The organism is Acinetobacter sp. YH16053 (assembly GCF_013417035.1).
Classification (GTDB): Bacteria; Pseudomonadota; Gammaproteobacteria; order Pseudomonadales; family Moraxellaceae; genus Acinetobacter; species Acinetobacter towneri.
In genome coordinates this window covers 39,754-63,453 of record NZ_VPEP01000009.1, presented here as the reverse complement: position 1 = coordinate 63,453, position 23,700 = coordinate 39,754, and the positions used below count along the sequence as shown (strand labels likewise).

Genomic DNA, 23,700 nt, shown 5'->3' with positions numbered 1-23,700 from the left:
AGGATGATACACATTAAGTTGTGTCAATTTAACTCAAATTATGCGCTCAGTATAACCTGAGAATATGACAATTCAGTTCACCAAACTGTCATATTCCACGCAAGTTTTTACCTACTGTGGCGCAGTTTTATGGATGTAAAACTAAACTTGATGATGCGGCAAGACAAATTCCACATCACTGCGATGTCCATTTTTCATTAAAGACAGTGCAATATTCATAGGCGGCGCACCTTCAAAAATCACTTCATAAAGCGCACAAGTGATTGGCATATACACATCTAATTCATTCGAGCGCGCCCGCACTTGCACGATGGTATTAATCCCTTCGGCTGTTTGCCCCAATTCTTCTGTGGCTTGTTCCAAAGTTTTGCCTTTGCCCAATGCATAACCCACTTGATAGTTACGACTCAATGGACTGCTACACGTTGCAAATAAGTCACCGACACCAGACAACCCTAAGAAGGTCAATGGATTTGCACCAAGCTTAACCGCAAAACGACTCATTTCTGCCAAAGCGCGGGTTAAAATCATACTCTTAGTATTTTCACCCACGTTATAAGCGGCTGCCATGCCCATTGCCACAGCATAAATATTTTTTAGCGCACCGCCTAATTCCACACCATTCACATCATCGCTGGCAAAAACACGGAATAATGCACTGTGTAAAGCTTGCTGCACTGCATAACGCACCAATTCAGAATGACTGGCAATGACCGTACCTGCAGGCTGCCCCGCCACAATTTCTTTAGCAAGGTTTGGGCCAGACAATACGCCATACGGCACTTCAGGCAATTCTTCGCGGATAATATCGCTCATAAAACTAAAGGTTTTGGCTTCAATACCCTTGGTTAAAGACACCACTGCTTGCGCACTAATAAAAGGTTTAATTTGACGCAACACATCACGGAAAGAATGACTTGGAATAGCCACTAAAATAATGTCACGGTCACGAACTGCAGTTTCCAAATCTGAAACGGCTCTTAAACCCTGCTCCAACTGAAAATCTGGCAAATAACGTCGATTAATATGCGTTTCATTAATTTCTTTGGCAGTTGCTTCATCACGAATCCAAATCATCGTGTCGCAGCCATTACGTACTGCTGTATTGGCCATTGCTGTGCCAAAACTGCCACCACCCAATACTGTAATACGTAACGCAGTTTTTCGATCTACTGCAACAGGTTCAACCAAATCGGTAAAATTTAATTCTGACATTATTGTTATATCCTAAAAAATAAAGACTTATGCGTTCCAATAACGAACATAAGCTTGCGTATTCAACTCAGTGCGGGCAGGAATGGCTTTGGCTGCTGTTCCCACATAAATAATGCCTGAAATTAAATCATCTGCATTTAAGTTTAAAGCTTGTTTCAGCAAGTTTGACTCAACGACTGCACCACTGCGCCACATACTGGCAAAACCCTGCGCCTGCAAAGACAATAAAAAGTTCTGTACCGCAGCACCTGTACTTAAAGTCTGCTCAAAACATGGCACTTTTGGATGATCCTGAAATTGTGTTAACGCCAACACTAAAAGTGGCGCACGAAATGGATGCTGTTTCACTCGCTCCAACTGAACCGCATCGGTTTCGCCCATGTCTGCCAAGGCTTGAGAAAGTAACTCACCAAATGCTGCACGTTGCTCGGCAGTAATCACCACAAAGCGCGTAGGTTTTAAACGATGATGATCTGGTGCGGTTAAAGCTGCCTGAAAAGCCATTTCTAGCTGCTCAGTATTTGGTGCAGGTTCAACTAACTGCCCCGTAGACTGACGTTGATGAATATTTTGATGAACGATTTCTACCGCTGTATCCGTCATTGACTTATATAACTATTTCAAAAAGCTCGGTTAAGATTAGCATAAACTCAAAAAATTGCGCTATTTCCGTATGCTTATTTGCAAGATTCTGATTAGGGTCTATATGTCTGCACTTTTAAGATGAACCTGCTCAGCACATCTAAACAATGATGCTTTGACGCATTCATCTATAGTTTAAGAGCATGAAAATACATTATGGATTGGGTTTGATGTGTATAAATGAATGACGAATTATCAACACAGCCTATACAGTGTCTACATCTAAAACCATCCAGATTATGTTCAACTAGATCAAATTGTTATTTTCAATCTCTACACATTTGAATTGAAATATCATCAACAAACAATACGCGCTACAGCGTTTTAGCCCCGAGGTAGATATGAAAAAAATAGTCGCCTTTTCTAGCCTTGCCGTTTTTGCACTTTTAACCGCATGTGCCACCACGCCAAATAATTCTCTTGCCATTCAAAAAGAAAACAACCTATATGAAGTCACAGGTTTAGGTAAAAGTAATATTATTGCCAAAAATAATGCAATTACAGCTGCCAATAAAACCTGTGGTACTCGTGCCGCTCCAGTCTTGGTTGATGAAAAAACATCTTATAACGGCGCACTCAAAGGTGTAGTCGATGAGCAAACGGGACAAATGATTCAGGCGGCAGCAACTGTTTTAGGTACAATTGCAGGACGTAATACTGATATTGCCCGTGATGATGATTATCAAACTGTGCTGACCTTTAGATGTCAGGCAAAGTAAATTATTACAGCACGACATAAGAAGCAAATACAAAAAAGTCGCTCCACTGAGAGCGACTTTTAAACTAAGAACAGCAGGATTTAAACTAAAAAATAGCTTAAATGAGTACTTAGCAATAACCATCTAAACGTGTTAATGGCAATTTTTGACCAATGGCTTTTTCAATTTCTGGTAAATAGAACGCATCATCTTCCGACAAGAAGCTAATACTCACACCACGTGTACCTGCACGACCTGTACGACCAATACGGTGCACATAATCATCTGACTGTTCAGGCAAAGTGAAATTCACCACATGCGAAACACCATCGACATGAATACCACGCCCTGCAACGTCTGTTGCAATCATGATGTTATGTTTGCCATTTTTAAACTGATCCAGCATTTTTAAGCGTTTGTCTTGGGCAATTTCACCTGACAACATCACCACTTTATAGCCATCACGCTTTAAATGATCATAAAGCTTACGCACCTGATCACGCCGATTGGCAAAAATCATGACTTTTTCAATCGGCTCATCACGTAAAATTTCTTCAAGCAATTTGTATTTATCGGTTTTGGCAACCATATATACCCGTTGCTCAACATCGGCATTGGTTTTCTTTTCAGGTTCAATTTCGACTGTAACAGGTTCAAATAACCACTGTTGAGCCAAGTTCAACACATCATAACTAAAAGTTGCCGAGAACATTAACGTCTGACGCTGTTCCTTACGCGGTGAATAACGCACAATACGTTTTACCGATGGAATAAAGCCCATATCCAGCAAGCGGTCTGCTTCATCAATCACTAAAAACTCAATCTGATCTAGCCAAACTTCTTTTTGTTCTACAAAATCAATCAAGCGCCCTGGTGTCGCAACAATAATATCGACAAAGTTTTTATTGAGTTGTGACTTTTGCTTATCAAAATCTACACCACCCAACAAAGTCACCACATTTAAGTCGGTAAATTTGGTTAAGTCTTTTGCATCACTTTCGATTTGCAAAGCCAATTCACGCGTAGGCGCTAAAACCAATGCACGTGGTTCACCACGATAACGCTGCCCTTGAATTGGGTTATTCAATAAATCGTTGATCACACTAATTAAAAAGGCAGCAGTTTTTCCTGTACCTGTTTGCGCACGACCAATGGCATCATGTCCAGCCAAAGTAAATTTTAAAACCTTTTGCTGAATTGGCGTCATTTCCTTGAAACCCAAAGCATCAATAGCCTGTTTCAATTGCGGATGTAAATTTAAGGTTTCAAAACCAGATGACATAAATATGTGCTCGAACTTATACAGACAAAAAACTGACCTATTATAAACAGAAATACAAATAAAAAACGCCCCAATCAGGATTGGAGCGTTTTTTTAGAATAATCGAGTGATTAGTCTAATGGCTGTACTTCTTCAGCTTGGAAGCCTTTTTGGCCTTTTACTACGCTGAATTCAACACGTTGGCCGTCACGAAGTGAACGGTGGCCGTCACCTTGGATCGCACGGAAGTGAACGAATACATCGTCGCCGCCATTGCGTTGGATAAAGCCAAAGCCTTTAGTGTCGTTGAACCATTTAACTACGCCTTGTTCACGAGCTGTCATAAGTTAATCCTCATTGATTAAAAAGAAGGACCACCCGGTGTTGCAAACAGCAGAGCAAACAAAGTTTAAAAATATTTTTATTTCTAAGCTTGTAATCATTCTGTATAACTATTAACAAAATCCCGGTTACATCCATTTGTAATAGGGCGACAAACAACGATTGTCTATCTAAAATCCTAAATACGCATCGAGCTTAACACGGCTTTATGACAATTAATAGATTTTTTTTGATTTATCTTGTTCAGTTTGAAACGAGTTGAACAAATGGAAAATTTTATTTCTGTTAAGTGACTTAGCACAATTTTGATCTATAAATTTTATTGCAAATATCTCACAAAATAAGCCAATTCTCTTGCCCTTATGCGCAGTAAGCCGCGCAATGAATAGCCCCGACGCTTCAGATGAAATTTATTTGGGATTTGTGAGCAAATTTGCTAGTATGATCATTCTGTTTTTTAAGGCGAATTTTTACTTCAATGCTGTGTGATGCTGAACAACCTATCATAGTGATTGATGCCATGGGACAACCTTGTCCTATGCCTTTATTGATGCTAAAACGTGCCCTTAAACAATCAGATTCTGCACGGTTTTTATTGAAGTCATCTGATCCGCATAGCCAGCGAGATGTGGCGCGTTATTGTCAGTTACATCAATATAGCTGTGAAGCAAGTCAGATTTCGGCAACAGAGTTTCATTATGTGATTGATGTTGCCAAGCCAAAAGCATCGTAATAAGCGTATCTGTTTGATTGTTCATTTGTTTTAATGACTTAATATTCGCCGCTTATTGCTATAAAGATTTACATATCTACACCAATTTTACTTATTTAAGTAGAATATTGGCATTAAGATAAAGACATCGGTTATTTTACCTACCTAATCCTATAAGGAGATCTCATGAGTGACAGCAGCAATCAGTTGATGCCCCTGTCATTATCTGCACCAGGGGTAAACCTCGGGGCTTATATTAGTACTGTTAACCAAATTCCTATTTTAACGGCTGAACAAGAAAAAGAGTTAGCCGAGCGTTATTATTACGATCAAGATTTAGACGCGGCCAAAATGTTGGTCATGTCGCATTTACGTTTTGTGGTGCATATTGCACGAAGTTATGCGGGCTATGGTTTACCGCAGGGCGATTTAATTCAGGAAGGCAACTTGGGCTTAATGAAAGCCGTGAAACGCTTTGACCCGAATATGGGCGTGCGTTTGGTGTCATTTGCCGTGCATTGGATTAAAGCTGAAATTCACGAATATGTTATTCGTAACTGGCGTATTGTTAAAATTGCCACCACCAAAGCACAGCGTAAATTGTTCTTTAATTTGCGTAGCCTCAAAAAATCTAGCAAAAAACTGACGCTTGAAGAAGCACAATCTATTGCCAATGACTTAAATGTAACTGCAGAACAAGTCTTGGAAATGGAAGGTCGTTTAACCGCTTATGACGCAGCTTTTGAAGCACAGGGCGATGATGACGATGAAGGTTCAACTTATGTTGCACCTGCATTGTATTTGGAAGATAACCGTTACGACCCTGCACGTTTGGTCGAAAACGAAGACTACGAAGAACAAAGCACTTCTGCCCTACATGAAGCCATGGAGCAGTTGGATGATCGTTCACGTAACATTTTGCAGCGTCGCTGGTTAGATGATGATAAATCGACCCTGCATGAATTGGCAGCAGAATATAATGTTTCGGCAGAACGTATTCGTCAGCTCGAAAAAAATGCCATGGAAAAAATTAAAGTGGCGATGTCATCAAACTAAACTGACATTCTCCAAATTGATGCAGACACATCGAAAAATAAAATTGGGCAAACTGCCCTTTTTTATCGTCTTTAATTGGTACAGCTACATACAGGCAGGCAAATCTCAGATTTTCCCGCCCCTAAAAATGTGCTAAGGTTAAGCGCAAAATTAAATAGGTCAATTTGCGTATGTGGATTGCAATTTCTGCCCTGAATTTAGCTATAGCAGTCATGCTCGGTGCATTTGGTGCACATGGCTTAAAGGCCCGTGCAACTGAAGCGCAATTGCTTTGGTGGCAAACTGCAACAGATTATTTTTTCTATCATGCCCTTGGACTTTTAGCATTGGGCATATTGGCCAAAGTAATTCCACAACTTCCTATTAAAGCCAGTTTTATTCTGATTCAACTGGGTATTTTATTTTTCTGCGGTTCACTGTATATCATGGCATTGGATTTAGCCCGTGGCTTGGGCATGATTACACCAATTGGTGGAGCACTCATGATTGCAGGCTGGCTAAGCTTAGCGTGGCAAGCCATGAAATATGCCAAATAAAGCTCAATTATATTTTGTAATTTTGAAGATGGATTCTCGGTCATGCAAATTTATCTGAATGGCGAAGCACAACAGACCACTCACACGACCCTGTTACAACTGATTCAGGCATTAGATTTAGAAGGCAAACGTTTTGCTGTGGAGCAAAACGAAAAAATTATTGCCAAAAGCAAACTTGCCGAAACCCCTATTTGCGATCAAGACCGCATTGAAATTATTCATGCCGTTGGTGGCGGCTAAACTCGGAGCACCCATGCAAGATACCTTTAAAATCGGTTCACGTACCTTTAATTCACGTTTATTGGTGGGTACGGGCAAATATAAAGATTTAACCGAAACAGATTTGGCGATTCAAGCCAGTGGCGCAGAAATTGTCACGGTTGCCATTCGTCGTGTAAACATTGGGCAACATCCAGATCAGCCAAACTTACTTTCCGTGATTCCACCAGAAAAATACACCATTTTGCCAAATACAGCAGGATGTTTTGATGCCAACAGTGCCGTGCGCACCTGCATGCTGGCGCGTGAATTGCTAGATGGTCACAACCTTGTCAAACTGGAAGTTTTGGGCGATGAAAAAACCCTTTACCCAAATATCACCGAAACTTTAAAAGCTGCACGCACGCTAATTGACGATGGTTTTGAGATCATGGTCTACACTTCCGATGACCCGATTGTGGCGCAAGAATTGGAAAGTATGGGCTGCGTGGCAATTATGCCATTAGGTAGTTTAATTGGTTCAGGCTTAGGTATTCTTAACCCGCATACCATTTCGATTATTAAAGAAAATGCCAAAGTACCTGTATTGGTAGATGCAGGTGTGGGTACTGCCAGTGATGCTGCGATTGCAATGGAATTAGGTTGTGATGGTGTGCTGATGAATACTGCAATTGCAGCAGCACAAAACCCAGTGCTAATGGCATCTGCGATGCGTAAAGCAGTAGAAGCAGGACGTGAAGCTTATTTGGCAGGACGTATGCCACGTAAGCGTATGGCGAATGCCAGCTCACCTGAAACGGGTTATTTCTTTAAATAATCATTAGGGTCTTTTCCAAGTCCGACAGCACAAATAAAAAGACGTTAAGTGTTAACTCAACGTCTTTTTTTATTATGCGATTTGGGCAAATAAAAGCCGATTAAGGAATCAAGCCTTCATCACGCATAGCAATTTGTACCGACTGACGCGCAGCAACTTTATTACGGATTTCAACCACATGGCTATACGGAGTTAAATCATGCTCAATATAGTTTGACCAATTAGTGATAACAAACAAATACGCATCGGCTGGACCAAAGTTATCATCCACCAAATATTCATGGTCTGATGATGCAATCGCTTGATCAATATAAGTCAACAAACGATCAATTTCTGCATAGGCTTTTTCTTTGGCTTCTGCATCTAAAGGCGCGCCAAAAAATACTGCGTAAGCGTCATGTAATTCAGAGTTTAAATAACCCAACCATTCCAAAACTTTAGCACGACCTAAACCAGATGGCGGAATTAAATCCTGTTTAGGGTCTTGCTGCGCTAAAAATGGCAATAGCGCTACGTTTTCCGTCAAAATTAAACCTGGGTTAATTTCTAAAGCAGGTACATAACCTTTAGGGTTAATTTCATAATAATCGGCACCCTTTTCTGTTTTATGGGTTTTTAAATCTACACGCTCAATATCAAAATCGACATTCACTTCATTTAAAATAATATGTGCTGCCAAAGAGCATGCGCCAGGTGAATAATAAAGCTTCATATTTGATCCTTGTTATATAACTATCTCTGTTGTAAATCGCTTGTCACAAACTTGCAAGTGATTGAACCTATAAATTGCAAAAAAGCGAAAATGTCTTAAAAAGCCCTTACGCTTTGACTATCCTGCAAAAGACAGGCTTTTTCAAGTCTGTTTTGCCTGCTTTTTTATCTCTAGATGTTTTAACATACAGCCCTTTAAAGTTTCATGAAATTGAGATTGTGATTAGCCTGAAAAAAGAAGAATGGTTTTCCAATATCCGCACCGATGTTTTGGCAGGTTTAGTGGTAGGTTTGGCATTAATTCCTGAATCAATTGCCTTTTCGGCTATAGCAGGCGTCGATCCGCAAGTCGGCTTATATGCATCGTTCTGTATTGCGGTCACGATTGCTTTTTTTGGTGGGCGTACTGCCATGATTTCTGCCGCGACAGGCGCTATGGCATTACTGATGATTACCCTCGTCAAAGAACATGGTTTGCAATATTTATTGGCTGCAACAGTACTCACAGGGCTGATTCAGGTTATAGCAGGCTATTTTAAAGTTGCCAAACTGATGCGTTTTGTTTCGCAATCGGTAGTTTATGGCTTTGTAAATGCCTTGGCGATTTTAATTTTTGTGGCGCAACTGCCTGAATTATCGAAAATGGATGGCTTAGGCTATTTATTTGTAGGATTAGGTTTAGCGGTAGTCTATCTGTTTCCATACATTCCTAAAATTGGTAAAAGCATTCCCTCGCCTTTGGTCTGCATTATTGTGCTGAGTGTGGTTGCTTTATTACTTGGTGCAGATATGCGTACCGTAAGCGATTTGGGACAATTTCCCGACACGCTGCCTATTTTTCTAGTGCCTGACATTCCACTGAATTTTGAAACTTTATTTATTATTTTTCCTTATGCCATGACCTTAGCCACAGTCGGTTTACTCGAAACCATGATGACCACTACGATTGTCAATGAAGCCACAGGCACAGAAGCAGATCGGCATCAGGAATGTCGTGGTCAGGGTTATGCCAATATTGTGAGTGGCTTTATGGGCGGTATGGCAGGCTGTGCCATGATTGGGCAATCTATTATCAACGTCAGTTCTGGGGCGCGTACACGGCTATCTACACTTACAGCAGGCGTATTTTTGCTGTGCTTGGTGGTTTTTCTCAAAGATTGGTTGGCATATATTCCTATAGCAGCCTTGGTTGCGATTATGATTATGGTGTCATTCACGACTTTTAACTGGGATTCCATCCGTAATTTTAAAAAGCATCCGAAACAAAGCAATATAGTCATGTTAGCTGTGGTGATTGTGGTGTTAGCTACCCATAACCTTGCTTTGGGTGTTTTTGTTGGCGTACTGCTTTCTGCTTTATTTTTGGTGAATAAACTGGAAAGTGAAGTTAAAGTCAGCTCATTTTTATTAGGCGAACATACCCGCCAATATGTGATTTCAGGGCAAATTTTCTTTAGCAGTTCAGAAAAGTTTTATCAGTTTTTTGATTTTTCAGAAGATATTAGCAATGTCACCATCGACTTAACGCATGCACATATTTGGGATATTACCTCTGTAAATATGCTGAATAGCGTGGTGAACAAATTTAAAGCCCAACAAATTAAAGTGCATATTATTGGATTGAATGAGGCCAGTCATACCTTAATTGATGAATACAGTACCCATTCGTAATTATTGTATTAAAATACCGTTGATGATGTTAAATGCTGAATCTTAATGATTCGGCATTTTTTATGCTCAAAAGATGCAGATGTATCGCAATCTTGCACGGCGCTGCGAAAAACAGCGAAAAAATTTGACTTCAATGGCTCAGGACTTAAAATACCGCATTCGAATTTATTAGATTTGCCAAAATTATGTCGAACGATCAATTAGACCAGCACGTTGTCGAGCTGGACAACCTCAACGAGCATCGTGAAATTGTAACGTTCATGCGCCGTTCTTCACCATTGAATACGTCACAACGTAGCGCCCTGGAACAATACGGCGACTTAATTTTGGAATATCCTGTTGGTGATTTACGTCAGCATTTTGAACACCCTGAACGCCCGCTTACAGTAGAAATTGGTTTTGGGATGGGGCGTTCTTTGGTACTTATGGCGCAGGCCAATCCTGAACGTAACTTTGTCGGGATTGAAGTCCATATTCCAGGGATTGCACAGTGCGTTTATGAAGCAGGTACAGCAGGTTTAAGCAACTTACGTGTCTTAGATGCCGATGCAATTCAAGTACTGCGTGAAATGCCAGACAATAGCATTGATACGGTGCAGTTATATTTCCCAGACCCATGGCAGAAAAAACGTCACTTCAAACGCCGTTTTGTTGCTCATGAACGCATGGAATTGGTAGAGCAAAAATTAGTGTTAGGTGGTACGTTCCATGCAGCAACCGACTGGGAACCGTATGCAGAATGGATGCTGGATGTATTGGACAACCGTCCACGTTTAGAAAACTTGGCGGGTAAAGGCAATAGCTACCCTCGCCCTGAATGGCGTCCACAAACCAAGTTTGAACGCCGCGGAATTGAAGCAGGTCATAAGATTAATGATTTTATCTTCAAGAAAATTAACTAATTTCTGCTAGAAAAAATGCTTCCACAAGGAAGCATTTTTTATTTGAACTCGTGTTATCGTATCAAATGACTAAGATTGATGCCGCGTTAAAATCTGTTGGCTCATCATCGCATAAACTTTGGCAAGTTCATGTTGCTGCCCTACTGCCAATAAGTCCTGATGCATTTTTAAAATATTGTGATCGCCCCGCATGGCAGGCCCTGTTTGCATTTGACGTGGATCATTCTGGGTCGCTTTATGCGCAGTTTCCAAAATAAGCGGATATAGCAAACTAAAATCTACTTGCTGAGCGTCGACTACTTGCTTAGCCATGTCATAGCAATAATTACTAAAATTACAGGCAAATACCGCAGCCAAATGCAAACTCAAACGCTGTGCTGAAGTATAGGCATAAACCCTTTTGCTTAGGCTATTTGCCAAAGTCATTAAAAGCTGTTGATCTTCAGCAAATGCAGCTTCTATAAATAAAGGCGTTTCTGACCAATCAATTTCACGCTCTAAACTAAAGGTTTGTAAGGGATAAAATACCCCTGAACGCGCATGATGCTGTTGCAATATATCTAGTTTAGTACTGCCAGAGGTATGCACAATCAACACATGATTTAAATCACGATGAACTTCCTGAATCACCTGTGCAATGCCCTGATCACTCACTGCAATAATCACTAAATCTAGATCTGAATGAAGTTTTTCTACTTCAGCAATCGCTTCTGCGCCAACCTGCGCAGCCAAATGCTGCGCCTTGTCCAGACTACGGCTATAAATTTGCACAATTTGATGCTGTGCGTTTAAAACATGAGCCAAATGATGTGCAACGCGCCCTGCACCAATCAAACTAATTCGCATAATATTTTCAGATAAAATAAGATGAAATAATCTGCACACAGCATGCCAATAAAAAAAGGACGAAGCAATTCGTCCTGATGTTTTTGTTTAAGCCTGAATCAATTTTAGAATTGGCGCAATGTTAAAATCTGCTCACTACGTCCAAATGGGCCTTGGGTATCATGCAAAATTCCGCTAGTCAGCCCGATTCCATCTTCACCATATTGCTGTGTCACTTCCAAGCCCAACCATTCGCCTTGCGGTAAACGGTGTAAATGGATTTGTAAATCCAAGTTTGGAAAACCCCAACCTTCATTTGGGTCTAGGCGTGGTACGACCCCATTGGCGGTATCTACCATGCCCATTAATCGAACAAAACTAGATGTAGCTTGATTTTCAACCATTTCCAATTGGTTTCTTAACCAGACAATGCCCTTACCTGCACGACGGTCTAAATGCGCACGGGTTTCAATACTTTGAATATAGCCTCCCGGCCAGCAACGCATACCATCCCAATTGGCCAAATATTCAGGGTTTTCTACGGGTAAGTCTTCTAGCCCTGCAATTGCACGTGTATCTGAGGTTTTCATTTTCCATGCACGCGCCACAATACAGGTTTTCCCTTCGGCACACATTTCAGCTTCAATCAATTCAATGGTTTTACCTGGACGAATCATACGGGTAGTGATCGTAAACTCCCCAGCAGCAATTAAGCCAAAAATATCTAAACTGACTCGACCAATTCGCATATCATCACGTGGCATAAACTGTTCTAGTTCTGCACATAAAATACCCGTTGCAGGTGCCATGTGCTGCTCATGCGGATTCCACGCACCTTGTGCATGAATATTGGAACGATAGTGCGTAGTACAGCTTCCATCTGCATGCTGTTCACGGTTAAGTAAAGTGTAATATGCTGACATTTTTCCTCTTTCCCTGATACGAATATTTTTATGTGGATACGATTTAGAGTGCTGCTTGCAGCATTGAGATTAATAGTTAAATCACATTATTTATAACCTATTTTTGCGCAAAAAAACCATAATAATTCATAATTTGACAATAGGTCTTAGACTGTCTAAAACCCACTTGAGTGAGTAATGACCTCTGTGCTTCTGCAGAAATTAAATGAAAATCATCGGCCAGTCGTGCAATCATTTTTTCTGCCTGTAGCACGGTTAAACCACTCTCTAGTGCCAAGTTTTGCATCCAGTGTAATTCAATATTTTCAGTCTGCTGCATTAGATCATAGCTTAATAAAATACCCCTAGGTTTTAATGTTTGGTAAATATCTTGAAAGAATGATTTTTTTTCTGCCACAGGTACAAAATGCGCCACCAAAATCGCTAATGCCGCATCAAACTGCAAGTTTTCTACCTGTGCTTGCTGAGCAAATTGCTGCGTGTCTGCCTGTATAAAACGGACACGTTCATACCCTGCCACAGACTGAATATTTTTTTCTGCCTGGTGCAACATACTTAAAGATGGGTCGATTGCGCTAAATTGCCACTGCGGATGCTGCTGCAACAAATACTGCAACTCATAACCTGTGCCACAACCCACTACTAAAAGCTGTGCATTTTCAGGCAAATGACTGCTTAAAATCGCATTGAGTTGCTGATGTACCAATTCATAGCCAGGAATGAGTTTCCGAATATGACTGTCATAGCCTGCAACCACGTTTGCACTGTGAAAATCTTTTGCCATATCACATGATTCTTATTTAATTTACTAACATCAAAACTTAATATTTTTTTTAAAAGCGGCTTAAGCCACTGCCATTGCATCTACAGATAATTCTGCAACGGTTGGTTTGGCACGTTCTGGGACTAAACCTAATTTTTGGAATAGTTGTTTGTCTTTGCCTTCGCCTGCATTTGGTGTGGTCAAAAGCTTTTCACCTGAGAATAACGAGTTCGCACCTGCCATGAATGCCAACGCCTGATCTGAATCAGATAATGATTCACGCCCTGCAGATAAACGAATATAACTGTTTGGCATGATAATACGTGCAACTGCAATGGTACGAATCCACTCAATCACATCCAGTTTTTCTACTTCAGCCAATGGTGTACCTTCAATCGGAACTAACATATTGATCGGCACAGATTCAGGATGTAACGGTAAAGTCGCTAATTCATGTAATAAACCAATACGGTCTTGGGTATCTTCACCTAAACCGACAATACCGCCACTACATACTTTCATACCTGTTTGACGCACAATATCCAAAGTGTTTAAGCGATCATCAAAACAGCGGGTACTAATCACATTAGGATAATACTCACGCGAGGTGTCTAGGTTGTGGTTGTAATAATCTAAGCCTGCATCTTTTAAACGTTCTGCCTGAGATTGGTTTAACATCCCCAAAGTCATGCAAGTTTCTAAGCCCAGAGCTTTGACTTCACGCACCATTTCCAGAACATAGGGCATATCGCGTTCATGCGGATTACGCCAAGCAGCGCCCATACAAAAACGTGAAGAACCTGATGCTAAAGCTTCTTTGGCTTCCTGAATGACTTTATCCACTGCAATACGTTTTTCAGCTTCAAGCTGTGAATCATAATGCGCAGACTGCGAGCAATATTTACAGTCTTCAGGGCATTTGCCTGTTTTAATAGACAATAAGGTACTGACTTGTACGGTATTGGCAGCAAAATGTTGGCGATGCACACGCTGTGCTTCAAAGACTAAATCCAGAAAAGGCTGTTCATATAACTGCTGAATTTCTTCTCGAGTCCAATCATTGCGTACGGTCATTATTTTCATCCTTGATTATCACGCATCATGCTTAAACTTGTGCCATCTTTTATTAAGCCGAGCATGCGATATATTTTTAGTGTGATTATTCCTGTATAGAGTATCCCTTTATCTCTGCGTGAGAAATAAAGGGTGTGTGCTGACAAAATTAAAAGGTCGATCTTGCAGCAGTAAATAGCTGAAATAATGCCTTAAGCAATTTCCTTTAAATTTAATTCTTCACGCATAAATTCACGTAATTTAAATTTCTGTGCCTTGCCTGAAGCGGTCATTGGAAATTCACTAAAGAAGCGCACATAACGTGGGACTTTATTGTGTGAAATGTGTTCTGCACAGTATTGGCGAATTGCCTCTTCGGTACATATATGGTGTTCATGCAAAATAATACAGGCACATAGTTCTTCACCATAACGATGATCTGGCACGCCAATTACTTGCACATCGCAGACCGCATCGTGAGTATATAAGAAATCTTCAATTTCTTTCGGGAACAGGTTTTCACCGCCACGAATCACCACATCTTTAATGCGACCTTTGATTTTTACAAAGCCTTCATCATCCATTTCTGCAATGTCGCCTGTGTGCATCCAACGTGCAACATCAATGACTTCTTGGGTTTTGTCATGTTCATCCCAGTAACCCAGCATGACTGAATAACCACGCACACACAATTCTCCTAACTGTCCGCGCGGCACGACTTTGCCTTCTTCATCGACAATTTTTACTTCCAGATGTGGATGTACACGCCCCACCGTACTGACACGACGCTCCACAGAATCTTCAGTCGAACTTTGTGCGCTCACAGGTGCTGTTTCGGTCATGCCATAACAAATGGTGATTTGCGCCATGTGCATACGGTCGATGACGCGTTGCATAATTTCTTGCGGACACGGACTGCCTGCCATAATGCCTGTGCGCAAGCTAGATAAATTAAATTCATCAAACTGTTCATGCTCTAAAATGGCAATAAACATGGTCGGTACGCCGTAAGCAGCTGTACATTTTTCTTGCTGAATGGCTTTTAAGGTATCGAGCGGGTTAAACACTGCCGATGGATAGACCATGGTTGAACCATGTGTGATACACGCTAAATTGCCCATCACCATACCAAAGCAGTGAAACAGCGGTACGGAAATACAAACACGGTCTTGTGGACTTAAATGAATTGCTTCTCCTACAAAGTAACCATTATTTAAAATGTTGTTGTGGGTCAGCATAGTGCCTTTCGGATTGCCCGTCGTGCCTGAGGTAAATTGAATGTTAATGGTTTCATCGAACTGCAACTCACTAGCAATGTGTTGCAGTTTTTTCAGCATGTGTGTGGTTGGAGCTGTCAATAAATCCTGAAAACGATGCATTCCTGTATGTGCTTGATCATCAATTTTAATCACATGCTTTAAATGCGGTAAACGCTTGGCGTTGAGGACTTTATTGTCTGCCTGACACAGCTCTGGGGCAATTTTCGTTAAGATGTCCTGATAGTTGGTACTTTTAAACTGCGATGCAATTACCAAACCTTTACAGGAAACTTTGTTGAGCACAAATTCCAGTTCATTGCTTTTATAGGCTGGGTTTAAATTCACCAAAATCACCCCTGCCTTAAAGGCTGCGAATTGAGTGATCGTCCATTCCACACAATTCGGAGACCAAATGGCAAGGCGGTCACCTTTTTTAAAACCGAGTTTTAACAAACTACAGGCAAAGGCATTGACCTGTTGCTGTAGTTGCTTATAGGTCAGACGCACATTTTGATGCACGCTTACCAAAGCATCCTGATCTGCATATTGCTGGCAAGCCTGATCAAACTTTTCACCAATGGTCATGCCTAACAAAGGCTGATTACTGGTGCCATAGGCATAACTTAACCGTACTTGTGTCATTGAATCGATCTCCTTGATTCTTTGTAATTCTGTTTTCCATTATGACGACGATTACTTTTTGCCTGTTTTGTGCGTTGTTTTTACTACCCTCCCTGCTGTTTTCGCACTGCATTTACACAAAAGTCGGCAATTTGTTTGACAAAGTAATCTTTATAATTTTGATCAAACATCACATTGCGAGACGGGTTTAAAGGTTCAATCACTACAAAGGTCATGGAGCCAACCACACCTAAAGCAGCAGTGTTCAAATCTTCAAAATCAAACTCACCATTGACTTTTCCTTCAGCCAAAATTTCCTTGATGCTCTGTTTGATCAGTTGTTTACTGCGAAAACGCTCATGTTCCATTTCTGGGTCTACAGGCTCGAACATTAACGAATACGCCAATTGAGGGCTGTTCATCGCACGCTTCACAAAAGTGGTGACAGATTTTTGCAATTTTTGTTTTGCACTTAAATCTGACTTCGCAATGTGGTCCAAAATTTCGACCTCACGACGAATCGCATCCGATAAAACTTCAATCAAAATCTGACTTTTATTTTCAAAGTAGCGATACACCAAACCTGTAGATACGCCTGCGCGTTCTGCAATGGCTTGGATAGACGCTTCTTTAAAGCCCCCATGAGCAATAAGTTCACGAGCAGAATCTAAAATCGCCATGCGATTTTGTTCCATACGTTCCTGCATCAATGATGATCTTTTATAACTCATATCTTATTCTCAACCAGATAAAATGAATTGTAAATCATTTTGTGAATTTTAGTTCACTTTTTTAAATTTTCGATGTATGTTAGAACCTAAGCACAACAACAATGCTTGTTTTAGGAACAACAAATATAACCACAGGATGGATGAACACATGATTTTACAAAGCTTAGACTTCGGCTTAGATGAAACCTTAATCGCCCTGCGCGATTCAATCGCTGCTTTTTGTGCAAAGGAAATTGCACCCATTGCTCAACAGGTTGATCGTGATAACGAATTCCCTGCCCAGCTTTGGAAAAAATTTGGCGATATGGGCTTACTTGGCTTAACCGTGAGTGAAGAATACGGCGGCACTAACTTAGGCTATTTAGCTCACATCATTGCCATGCAAGAAATTTCTCGTGCATCAGCATCCATTGGTTTGTCTTACGGTGCTCATTCTAACCTATGTGTGAACCAAATTAAGCGAAATGGGACAGAAGAACAGAAGCAACGCTATTTACCAAAACTGATTTCAGGCGATTACATCGGCGCTTTGGCAATGTCTGAACCAAATGCAGGCTCAGACGTGGTTAGCATGAAACTGAAAGCTGAAGATAAAGGCGATCATTACTTGCTCAACGGCTCAAAAATGTGGATTACCAATGGCGGTGATGCCGATGTTTTGGTGGTGTATGCCAAAACTGACTTACAGGCAGGCGCCAAAGGTATGACTGCTTTCTTAATTGAAAAAACCATGTCAGGTTTTAGCCACGGCAGCCATTTAGACAAACTCGGGATGCGCGGCTCAAATACCTATCCATTGTTCTTTGACAATGTTGAAGTACCAAAAGAAAACGTCTTGGGCGGTGTGGGCAATGGTACAAAAGTACTAATGAGTGGACTGGACTATGAACGTGCAGTTTTAAGTGCAGGGCCGCTAGGTATTATGGATGCCTGCATGGATACCGTGATTCCTTATATTCATGAGCGTAAACAGTTTGGTCAGGCATTGGGTGAATTCCAGCTTATGCAAGGCAAAATTGCCGATATGTATTCGACTTGGTTGGCATGTAAAGCACTGGTCTATGCCGTTGGCGCAGAATGTGACAAAGCTGAACACAGCCGTAGTTTACGTAAAGATGCAGCCAGTGCCATTTTATACGCTGCCGAAAAAGCCACATGGATGGCAGGTGAAACCATTCAAACCTTGGGCGGTAATGGCTATATCAATGAGTTCTCTGCAGGACGTTTATGGCGTGATGCCAAACTCTATGAAATTGGTGCGGGTACTTCAGAAATTCGCCGTATGTTGATTGGCCGTGAATTGTTTAACGAAACTGCCTAAAAATAAATCACAAGAATAGACAAGGATGTTGGCATGAATCAATTACAGAGCAAAATTAATATTCGCAGCGACGAGTTTAAAAACAACCAAGCTGCGATGCAAAGCCTAGTCGATGACCTCAGAGAAAAAGTCCAAAAAATTGCTTTGGGTGGTGGCGAAACTGCACGCCAAAAACATTTAGACCGTGGCAAATTACTGCCACGTGAACGGATTGACCACCTGATCGATCCGGGTACTGCATTTATTGAAATTGGTCAGTTGGCCGCTTATCAGGTCTATCAGGATGATGTCCCTGCTGCGGGTGTAGTGGCGGGTGTCGGTCAAGTGAATGGCGTGACCTGCATGATCATTGCCAACGATGCCACAGTAAAAGGTGGAACGTACTATCCACTGACTGTGAAAAAGCATTTACGCGCACAGGAAATTGCCGAACAGAATCACCTGACTTGTATTTATTTGGTCGATTCTGGCGGTGCATATTTGCCGCTACAAGATGAAGTCTTTCCAGACCGTGATCATTTCGGACGCATTTTCTATAACCAAGCGCGTATGTCGAGCATGGGCATTGCCCAAATTGCCGTTGTGATGGGAAGTTGTACCGCAGGCGGTGCGTATGTCCCTGCCATGTCAGATGAAACCATCATTGTGCGTAATCAGGGGACAATTTTCTTGGGCGGCCCACCGCTGGTTAAAGCCGCAACAGGTGAAGTGGTTAGCAGCGAAGACTTGGGTGGTGGCGATGTACACACTCGCCTTTCAGGTGTAGCCGATCATTTGGCAGAAAATGATGAACATGCCTTGGCAATTGCCCGCAACATCGTTGCCAATTTAAATAAAAAGCCAAACCCGCAGCCTGAGCATATAGAAGCACCATTATTCGATGCCTCTGAACTGTATGGCATTGTTCCGACTGACGCGCGTAAACCGTTTGATGTACGTGAAGTGATTGCCCGTATTGTCGATGGTTCACGTTTTGATGAATTTAAAGCGCGCTTTGGCACCACATTAATTACAGGTTTTGCCAAACTATATGGTATGCCTGTCGGGATTATTGCCAACAACGGTATTTTATTTTCCGAGTCGGCACAAAAAGGCGCACACTTTATTGAACTATGCACCCAACGCAACATTCCCCTGTTATTTATTCAAAATATCACAGGCTTCATGGTTGGACGCCAATATGAAAATGAAGGCATTGCCAAAAATGGTGCCAAACTGGTGATGGCGGTTGCCACAGCCAATGTGCCTAAACTGACTTTGGTGATTGGCGGTTCTTTTGGTGCAGGTAACTACGGGATGTGTGGTCGTGCTTATTCACCACGTTTTATGTGGACATGGCCAAACTCACGTATTTCAGTGATGGGTGGCGAACAAGCATCGAGCGTATTGTCTACCTTAAAGCGTGATCAGATTGAAGCCAAAGGTGGTAGCTGGTCTGCAGAAGAAGAAGATCAGTTCAAACAGCCAATTCGTGAACAATACGAACGTCAGGGTCATCCATATTATGCGTCTGCACGTTTATGGGATGACGGTGTGATTGATCCTGCTCAGTCGCGTGAAGTGTTGGCTTTAAGTTTGGCTGCTGCTCTAAATGCCCCAATCCAACCGACCAAGTTTGGCGTGTTCCGCATGTAAGAGGTGACAAAATGGATTATCAGTTTTTACAGCTCGAACAGAACAACCAAGTGGCTACGGTTTGGATTAATCGTGCGGAGCTTCACAATGCCTTCAATACCCAAGTGATTGAAGAATTACATGCCTGCTTTCTGCAGTTGAATACGCGTGAGGATGTGCGTGTGGTGATTTTAGCTGGACGCGGCAAAAGCTTCTCTGCAGGCGCAGACCTGAACTGGATGAAACAGGCAGGTCAAGCCTCTGAAGCAGAAAATCAAGCCGATGCCCTAAAACTGGCAAAAATGCTGCAAAGTTTAGCGACGTTAAAACAACCGACTATTGCCCGTGTGCATGGTATTGCCTTTGGTGGTGGTATGGGTTTGGCAGCTGCCTGTGATATTTGCGTTGCCAGCACCGATGCCAAGTTTGCGACCTCTGAAGTACGTTTAGGTTTAGCACCATCTACCATTAGCCCTTACGTCATTCGTGCGATTGGCGCACGTCAGGCATCACGTTACTTTTTAACGGCAGAGCGTATTTCTGCAGAACAGGCACAGCAAATTGGTTTAGCGCATGAAGTCACTTCAGCCGAAGACTTAGACAGCAAAATTGATGAAATTGTGCAAGCCTTATTGCTTGGTGGCCCAGAAGCGCAACATGCTTCTAAACAACTGATTCAGATGGTTAATCATCAAGTTTTGACCGAAGATTTACTCCAACAAACTGCACAGCATATTGCACATGTTCGCCAAGGAACTGAGGCGAAAAATGGCTTAAATGCTTTTTTAAATAAACAAAGCCCGGCTTGGATCAAGACCACGGCAGAATAAAAGAAGGATCGCACGATGTTTGAAAAGATTTTAATTGCCAACCGTGGTGAAATTGCCTGCCGTGTAATTCGTACCGCAAAAAAACTTGGGATTGCGACTGTCGCGGTGTATTCAGATGCCGATGCGCAATCACAACACGTTAAACTGGCAGACGAAGCCATTTATATTGGTGAATCGCCTGCGGCACAAAGTTATTTGCAAGTTGAACGTATTATTCAGGCAGCCAAAAGCACAGGTGCACAAGCGATTCACCCGGGTTATGGTTTCTTATCTGAAAATGACCAATTCGCACTTGCCTGTAAAGACAACAATATTGTTTTTATTGGCCCGCCAGTTGAAGCCATTTTGGCGATGGGTCTAAAAGCAACCTCTAAAGCCTTGATGGAAAAAGCAGGTGTGCCACTAACTCCGGGCTACCACGGCAGCAATCAAGATGCGGCATTTTTAAAGCAACAAGCCGACAGCATTGGTTATCCTGTGCTCATTAAAGCCAGTGCAGGCGGTGGCGGTAAAGGCATGCGTTTAGTAGAACGCAGTGAAGACTTTCTCAGCTCACTCGCTTCATGTAAAAGTGAAGCACGTTCTAGCTTTGGTAATGAAGATGTGCTGATTGAACGCTATGTGATTCAACCACGTCATATTGAAGTACAGGTTTTTGGCGATACTCACGGCAACTACGTGCATTTGTTTGAACGTGATTGCTCGGTACAACGTCGCCACCAAAAAGTGCTTGAAGAAGCACCTGCACCAAAAATGCCAGAAGATAAACTCGAAACTATGCGCCAAGCCGCAATTGATGCCGCACGTGCTGTAAATTACGTGGGCGCAGGTACGGTAGAGTTTATTGTCGAGCAAGACGGTACTGCTTATTTCATGGAAATGAATACCCGCTTGCAGGTCGAACACCCCGTCACAGAAATGATTACAGGGCAAGACTTGGTTGAGTGGCAATTGCGAGTTGCTTTTGGTGAGCCATTGCCAAAACAGCAACATGAATTGCAAATTCATGGTCATGCCCTTGAAGCGCGTGTGTATGCCGAAGAACCAGAAAAAGGCTTTATTCCTGCCATTGGTCAAATCAGCTATCTGCATTATCCAGAGCAAAATGATGCCGTACGTGTCGATAGCGGGATTGTCGAAGGTGATGAAATCAGCACCTACTACGACCCAATGATTGCCAAACTGATTGTTTGGGGTAAAAACCGTGAAGCAGCATTAACGCAAATGCACCATGCTTTAGGTCAGTTCCACGTCGATGGTTTAGGCAACAACATTGCATTCTTGGATCGTTTGGTGCTGTGTGATTCCTTTAAACATGCCAATTTGGATACAGGGCTTATTCAACGTGAGGAAGCATTTTTACTTAACGCAAAACCTGAAGTCGCTACAGAAACTGTCGTTGCAGCTGCGTTAATTGATGTACTTTCTCGTATTCAAAACAACAAAGCGGCAAACAACGCGGTTTGGCAAAAAGACCACTTCTGGCGCTTAAATCAGCAAAGCGCCCACACAGTGCAATTACAGTGCAATGACCAAACACTCAAAATCCAGTTAAAACCATGCACTTCTGGTTTTGAGGCTCATTACAATGGGCAAACGCTGAGCGTTCAAGGCGAGCTTTTGGATGCACATCGTCTACAGGTTTGTATCAATGGTCAGCAACAAAAAATAGCATTTAACCAACATGCGCAAGGCATCACCCTGTTCCAAAACGGTCAGCGTCATGTGTTTAGCTATGTACAAGCAAACTTTAACAGCGATGATCAACAAGACAATGCCAACAATCTGACTGCACCAATGCCGGGTGTAATCACCCAAGTTTTGGTGGCAGCCAATGCCCGTGTGAAAAAAGATGATGTACTGATGACACTGGAAGCCATGAAAATTGAATATTCAATTCGTGCGCCTTTCGATGGCATTGTGGCAAGTTCGTACTTCCAAGCGGGCGATCAGGTCAAAGCAGGCGATGAACTGGTTGAATTTGAAGCCTTGACGGAGGAAGTTGCATGACTGAATTTGTCAAAATTGTAGAGGTTGGCCCACGAGATGGTCTGCAAAATGAGAAAACGCCACTCACTTTGGCAGACCGTAAAAACCTGATTTTGGATTTAATGCAAACAGGTTTAAGCAGCATTGAGGTCGGTTCTTGCGTATCGGCCAAATGGGTACCGCAAATGGCAGACAGCGATGTGCTGTTTGCCAGCCTGCCACAAAACCCAAACATTCAATTCAGTTTACTGACCCCAAACTCAAAAGGTTTTGAGTCGGCTTTGGCGGTGGGTTGCAAAGAAGTTGCCGTGTTTACCGCCGCTTCTGAAAGCTTTACCCGAAAAAATATCAACTGTTCAATTGAAGAAAGTTTGGAAAAATTTAGCGATGTCATGCGTCAAGCCAAAGCGCACAACATTCGCGTGCGTGGTTATGTATCTTGTATGGTGGACTGTCCTTATGAAGGCGCAATTGACCCGAAACAAGTCGCAAAAGTCACACAGCAATTATTGGACATGGGCTGCTATGAAGTGTCTTTGGGTGAAACCATTGGTACAGCAACCCCTGACCGTGTGCAAAAAGTCTGGGATGCATGTTTGGCAGAGGTCGATGCCAAAGTTTTAGCAGGTCATTTTCACAATACTTACGGCATGGCGATTGCCAATATTTATCAATCGCTCTTACAAGGAATTCGTGTATTTGATTCATCCATTGCTGGTTTGGGTGGCTGTCCGTATGCCAAAGGTGCATCGGGCAATGTGTCTACCGAAGACTTGTACTATTTACTGTCCAAGATGGGTTTTGAAACAGGTGTGCGGTTAGAGCCGCTGATGCAAGCCAGTCGCAACATCAGCAATATCTTACAGCGTGATAATCCATCTCACTATGCCAATGCCTACTGGCAAAAGGTTTGTGCTTAAAACCCATTTCATCCTCAATAACTTTGGAACATAAGCGACAAGGATGACAACAACACAACATGGCAAGTG

At 42.1% G+C, this 23,700-nt stretch carries 24 protein-coding genes; 13 read left to right on the top strand and 11 right to left on the bottom strand.

Translation table 11 applies throughout. From position 1 onward, the window contains the following. Positions 1-141: 141 nt before the first annotated feature. Together FTV43_RS08920 and FTV43_RS08915 are read right to left on the bottom strand one after the other, a co-directional pair. Positions 142-1,215: an NAD(P)H-dependent glycerol-3-phosphate dehydrogenase gene (locus FTV43_RS08920; protein WP_178318507.1), complete on the bottom strand. Its 1,074-nt coding sequence runs from the start codon at positions 1,213-1,215 to the stop codon at positions 142-144. Between the two features lie 27 nt (positions 1,216-1,242). After that, complete coding sequence (locus FTV43_RS08915; protein WP_104851808.1) at positions 1,243-1,818, bottom strand: nitroreductase; 576 nt, start codon at positions 1,816-1,818, stop codon at positions 1,243-1,245. 380 nt (positions 1,819-2,198) lie between these two features. On the opposite strand from FTV43_RS08915, the gene FTV43_RS08910 reads away from it, so the two are divergent. Next, positions 2,199-2,576: a hypothetical protein gene (locus FTV43_RS08910; RefSeq protein WP_004971490.1), complete on the top strand. Its 378-nt coding sequence runs from the start codon at positions 2,199-2,201 to the stop codon at positions 2,574-2,576. A gap of 109 nt (positions 2,577-2,685) precedes the next feature. On the opposite strand, the gene rhlB is transcribed toward FTV43_RS08910, so the two are convergent. Together rhlB and FTV43_RS08900 are read right to left on the bottom strand one after the other, a co-directional pair. Continuing rightward, positions 2,686-3,837: an ATP-dependent RNA helicase RhlB gene (gene rhlB, locus FTV43_RS08905; RefSeq protein WP_004971493.1), complete on the bottom strand. Its 1,152-nt coding sequence runs from the start codon at positions 3,835-3,837 to the stop codon at positions 2,686-2,688. A gap of 110 nt (positions 3,838-3,947) precedes the next feature. Then, positions 3,948-4,160, bottom strand: a complete 213-nt coding sequence (locus tag FTV43_RS08900) for a cold-shock protein (protein ID WP_004648643.1) — start codon at positions 4,158-4,160, stop codon at positions 3,948-3,950. A gap of 476 nt (positions 4,161-4,636) precedes the next feature. Here FTV43_RS08900 and FTV43_RS08895 point away from each other — a divergent pair, with 476 nt between their 5' ends. The 5 genes from FTV43_RS08895 (at position 4,637) to FTV43_RS08875 (ending at position 7,498) form a co-directional block, all read left to right on the top strand. After that, the gene (locus FTV43_RS08895) at positions 4,637-4,891 is read left to right on the top strand and encodes a sulfurtransferase TusA family protein (protein WP_179995360.1); all 255 of its coding nucleotides are present in this window, start codon (positions 4,637-4,639) and stop codon (positions 4,889-4,891) included. 165 nt (positions 4,892-5,056) lie between these two features. Beyond that, the gene (rpoH, locus tag FTV43_RS08890) at positions 5,057-5,926 is read left to right on the top strand and encodes an RNA polymerase sigma factor RpoH (RefSeq protein ID WP_004971496.1); all 870 of its coding nucleotides are present in this window, start codon (positions 5,057-5,059) and stop codon (positions 5,924-5,926) included. Between the two features lie 170 nt (positions 5,927-6,096). Next, positions 6,097-6,462: a DUF423 domain-containing protein gene (locus tag FTV43_RS08885; protein WP_131261341.1), complete on the top strand. Its 366-nt coding sequence runs from the start codon at positions 6,097-6,099 to the stop codon at positions 6,460-6,462. 42 nt (positions 6,463-6,504) lie between these two features. Next, a complete protein-coding gene (thiS, locus tag FTV43_RS08880; protein ID WP_004971499.1) occupies positions 6,505-6,702 on the top strand; it encodes a sulfur carrier protein ThiS in 198 nt (65 codons plus the stop codon). A gap of 13 nt (positions 6,703-6,715) precedes the next feature. Continuing rightward, positions 6,716-7,498: a thiazole synthase gene (locus FTV43_RS08875; RefSeq protein ID WP_004971502.1), complete on the top strand. Its 783-nt coding sequence runs from the start codon at positions 6,716-6,718 to the stop codon at positions 7,496-7,498. Between the two features lie 100 nt (positions 7,499-7,598). On the opposite strand, the gene FTV43_RS08870 is transcribed toward FTV43_RS08875, so the two are convergent. Then, a complete protein-coding gene (locus FTV43_RS08870) occupies positions 7,599-8,210 on the bottom strand; it encodes a glutathione binding-like protein (RefSeq protein WP_096902535.1) in 612 nt (203 codons plus the stop codon). Between the two features lie 218 nt (positions 8,211-8,428). Here FTV43_RS08870 and FTV43_RS08865 point away from each other — a divergent pair, with 218 nt between their 5' ends. Together FTV43_RS08865 and trmB are read left to right on the top strand one after the other, a co-directional pair. After that, positions 8,429-9,880, top strand: coding sequence for a SulP family inorganic anion transporter (locus tag FTV43_RS08865; protein WP_179995359.1), 1,452 nt, complete (start codon positions 8,429-8,431; stop codon positions 9,878-9,880). Between the two features lie 185 nt (positions 9,881-10,065). Beyond that, the gene (gene trmB, locus FTV43_RS08860) at positions 10,066-10,782 is read left to right on the top strand and encodes a tRNA (guanosine(46)-N7)-methyltransferase TrmB (RefSeq protein ID WP_004971514.1); all 717 of its coding nucleotides are present in this window, start codon (positions 10,066-10,068) and stop codon (positions 10,780-10,782) included. A 69-nt stretch (positions 10,783-10,851) separates the two neighbouring features. Here the strand turns inward: trmB and FTV43_RS08855 are convergent, their stop codons facing one another. The 6 genes from FTV43_RS08855 to FTV43_RS08830 form a co-directional block, all read right to left on the bottom strand. After that, the gene (locus FTV43_RS08855; RefSeq protein ID WP_179995358.1) at positions 10,852-11,628 is read right to left on the bottom strand and encodes a Rossmann-like and DUF2520 domain-containing protein; all 777 of its coding nucleotides are present in this window, start codon (positions 11,626-11,628) and stop codon (positions 10,852-10,854) included. Positions 11,629-11,732: 104 nt separating this feature from the next. After that, a complete protein-coding gene (locus FTV43_RS08850) occupies positions 11,733-12,530 on the bottom strand; it encodes a thioesterase family protein (protein WP_168419157.1) in 798 nt (265 codons plus the stop codon). Between the two features lie 97 nt (positions 12,531-12,627). Then, on the bottom strand, positions 12,628-13,314 hold the full coding sequence (locus FTV43_RS08845; RefSeq protein ID WP_179995357.1) for a class I SAM-dependent methyltransferase: 687 nt from the start codon (positions 13,312-13,314) through the stop codon (positions 12,628-12,630). 60 nt (positions 13,315-13,374) lie between these two features. Beyond that, positions 13,375-14,367 (bottom strand): biotin synthase BioB, encoded by a 993-nt coding sequence (gene bioB / locus FTV43_RS08840; protein WP_179995356.1) that lies wholly within the window; start codon positions 14,365-14,367, stop codon positions 13,375-13,377. Between the two features lie 191 nt (positions 14,368-14,558). Then, positions 14,559-16,247: an AMP-binding protein gene (locus FTV43_RS08835; protein ID WP_179995355.1), complete on the bottom strand. Its 1,689-nt coding sequence runs from the start codon at positions 16,245-16,247 to the stop codon at positions 14,559-14,561. A gap of 83 nt (positions 16,248-16,330) precedes the next feature. After that, the gene (locus tag FTV43_RS08830; protein ID WP_004971526.1) at positions 16,331-16,957 is read right to left on the bottom strand and encodes a TetR/AcrR family transcriptional regulator; all 627 of its coding nucleotides are present in this window, start codon (positions 16,955-16,957) and stop codon (positions 16,331-16,333) included. 148 nt (positions 16,958-17,105) lie between these two features. Between FTV43_RS08830 and FTV43_RS08825 the strand changes: the two genes are divergently transcribed. Genes FTV43_RS08825 through FTV43_RS08805 form a run of 5 tightly spaced genes read left to right on the top strand, consistent with a single transcriptional unit; the run spans position 17,106 to position 23,631 of the window. Continuing rightward, complete coding sequence (locus FTV43_RS08825; protein WP_179995354.1) at positions 17,106-18,278, top strand: isovaleryl-CoA dehydrogenase; 1,173 nt, start codon at positions 17,106-17,108, stop codon at positions 18,276-18,278. 33 nt (positions 18,279-18,311) lie between these two features. Continuing rightward, on the top strand, positions 18,312-19,913 hold the full coding sequence (locus FTV43_RS08820; RefSeq protein WP_131261348.1) for a carboxyl transferase domain-containing protein: 1,602 nt from the start codon (positions 18,312-18,314) through the stop codon (positions 19,911-19,913). 11 nt (positions 19,914-19,924) lie between these two features. Beyond that, a complete protein-coding gene (locus tag FTV43_RS08815) occupies positions 19,925-20,722 on the top strand; it encodes an enoyl-CoA hydratase/isomerase family protein (RefSeq protein ID WP_179995353.1) in 798 nt (265 codons plus the stop codon). A gap of 15 nt (positions 20,723-20,737) precedes the next feature. After that, positions 20,738-22,732, top strand: a complete 1,995-nt coding sequence (locus FTV43_RS08810; protein ID WP_167845930.1) for an acetyl/propionyl/methylcrotonyl-CoA carboxylase subunit alpha — start codon at positions 20,738-20,740, stop codon at positions 22,730-22,732. Further along, positions 22,729-23,631 carry a hydroxymethylglutaryl-CoA lyase gene (locus tag FTV43_RS08805; protein ID WP_096901054.1) on the top strand — a complete coding sequence of 301 codons (903 nt, stop codon included), beginning with the start codon at positions 22,729-22,731 and terminating at the stop codon, positions 23,629-23,631. Before FTV43_RS08810 ends, FTV43_RS08805 begins: the two co-directional genes overlap by 4 nt. Positions 23,632-23,700 lie beyond the last annotated feature (69 nt).

Coding starts and splice junctions, on each gene's coding strand:
- FTV43_RS08815 (WP_179995353.1), top strand. CDS start 19,925: ATGGATTATCAGTTTTTACAGCTCGAACAGAACAACCAAGTGGCTACG.
- trmB (WP_004971514.1), top strand. CDS start 10,066: ATGTCGAACGATCAATTAGACCAGCACGTTGTCGAGCTGGACAACCTC.
- FTV43_RS08810 (WP_167845930.1), top strand. CDS start 20,738: ATGTTTGAAAAGATTTTAATTGCCAACCGTGGTGAAATTGCCTGCCGT.
- FTV43_RS08885 (WP_131261341.1), top strand. CDS start 6,097: ATGTGGATTGCAATTTCTGCCCTGAATTTAGCTATAGCAGTCATGCTC.
- rpoH (WP_004971496.1), top strand. CDS start 5,057: ATGAGTGACAGCAGCAATCAGTTGATGCCCCTGTCATTATCTGCACCA.
- rhlB (WP_004971493.1), bottom strand. CDS start 3,837: ATGTCATCTGGTTTTGAAACCTTAAATTTACATCCGCAATTGAAACAG.
- FTV43_RS08915 (WP_104851808.1), bottom strand. CDS start 1,818: ATGACGGATACAGCGGTAGAAATCGTTCATCAAAATATTCATCAACGT.
- FTV43_RS08820 (WP_131261348.1), top strand. CDS start 18,312: ATGAATCAATTACAGAGCAAAATTAATATTCGCAGCGACGAGTTTAAA.
- FTV43_RS08855 (WP_179995358.1), bottom strand. CDS start 11,628: ATGCGAATTAGTTTGATTGGTGCAGGGCGCGTTGCACATCATTTGGCT.
- FTV43_RS08825 (WP_179995354.1), top strand. CDS start 17,106: ATGATTTTACAAAGCTTAGACTTCGGCTTAGATGAAACCTTAATCGCC.
- FTV43_RS08895 (WP_179995360.1), top strand. CDS start 4,637: ATGCTGTGTGATGCTGAACAACCTATCATAGTGATTGATGCCATGGGA.
- FTV43_RS08900 (WP_004648643.1), bottom strand. CDS start 4,160: ATGACAGCTCGTGAACAAGGCGTAGTTAAATGGTTCAACGACACTAAA.
- FTV43_RS08920 (WP_178318507.1), bottom strand. CDS start 1,215: ATGTCAGAATTAAATTTTACCGATTTGGTTGAACCTGTTGCAGTAGAT.
- FTV43_RS08830 (WP_004971526.1), bottom strand. CDS start 16,957: ATGAGTTATAAAAGATCATCATTGATGCAGGAACGTATGGAACAAAAT.
- FTV43_RS08805 (WP_096901054.1), top strand. CDS start 22,729: ATGACTGAATTTGTCAAAATTGTAGAGGTTGGCCCACGAGATGGTCTG.
- FTV43_RS08870 (WP_096902535.1), bottom strand. CDS start 8,210: ATGAAGCTTTATTATTCACCTGGCGCATGCTCTTTGGCAGCACATATT.
- FTV43_RS08875 (WP_004971502.1), top strand. CDS start 6,716: ATGCAAGATACCTTTAAAATCGGTTCACGTACCTTTAATTCACGTTTA.
- FTV43_RS08850 (WP_168419157.1), bottom strand. CDS start 12,530: ATGTCAGCATATTACACTTTACTTAACCGTGAACAGCATGCAGATGGA.
- bioB (WP_179995356.1), bottom strand. CDS start 14,367: ATGACCGTACGCAATGATTGGACTCGAGAAGAAATTCAGCAGTTATAT.
- FTV43_RS08835 (WP_179995355.1), bottom strand. CDS start 16,247: ATGACACAAGTACGGTTAAGTTATGCCTATGGCACCAGTAATCAGCCT.
- FTV43_RS08845 (WP_179995357.1), bottom strand. CDS start 13,314: ATGGCAAAAGATTTTCACAGTGCAAACGTGGTTGCAGGCTATGACAGT.
- FTV43_RS08910 (WP_004971490.1), top strand. CDS start 2,199: ATGAAAAAAATAGTCGCCTTTTCTAGCCTTGCCGTTTTTGCACTTTTA.
- thiS (WP_004971499.1), top strand. CDS start 6,505: ATGCAAATTTATCTGAATGGCGAAGCACAACAGACCACTCACACGACC.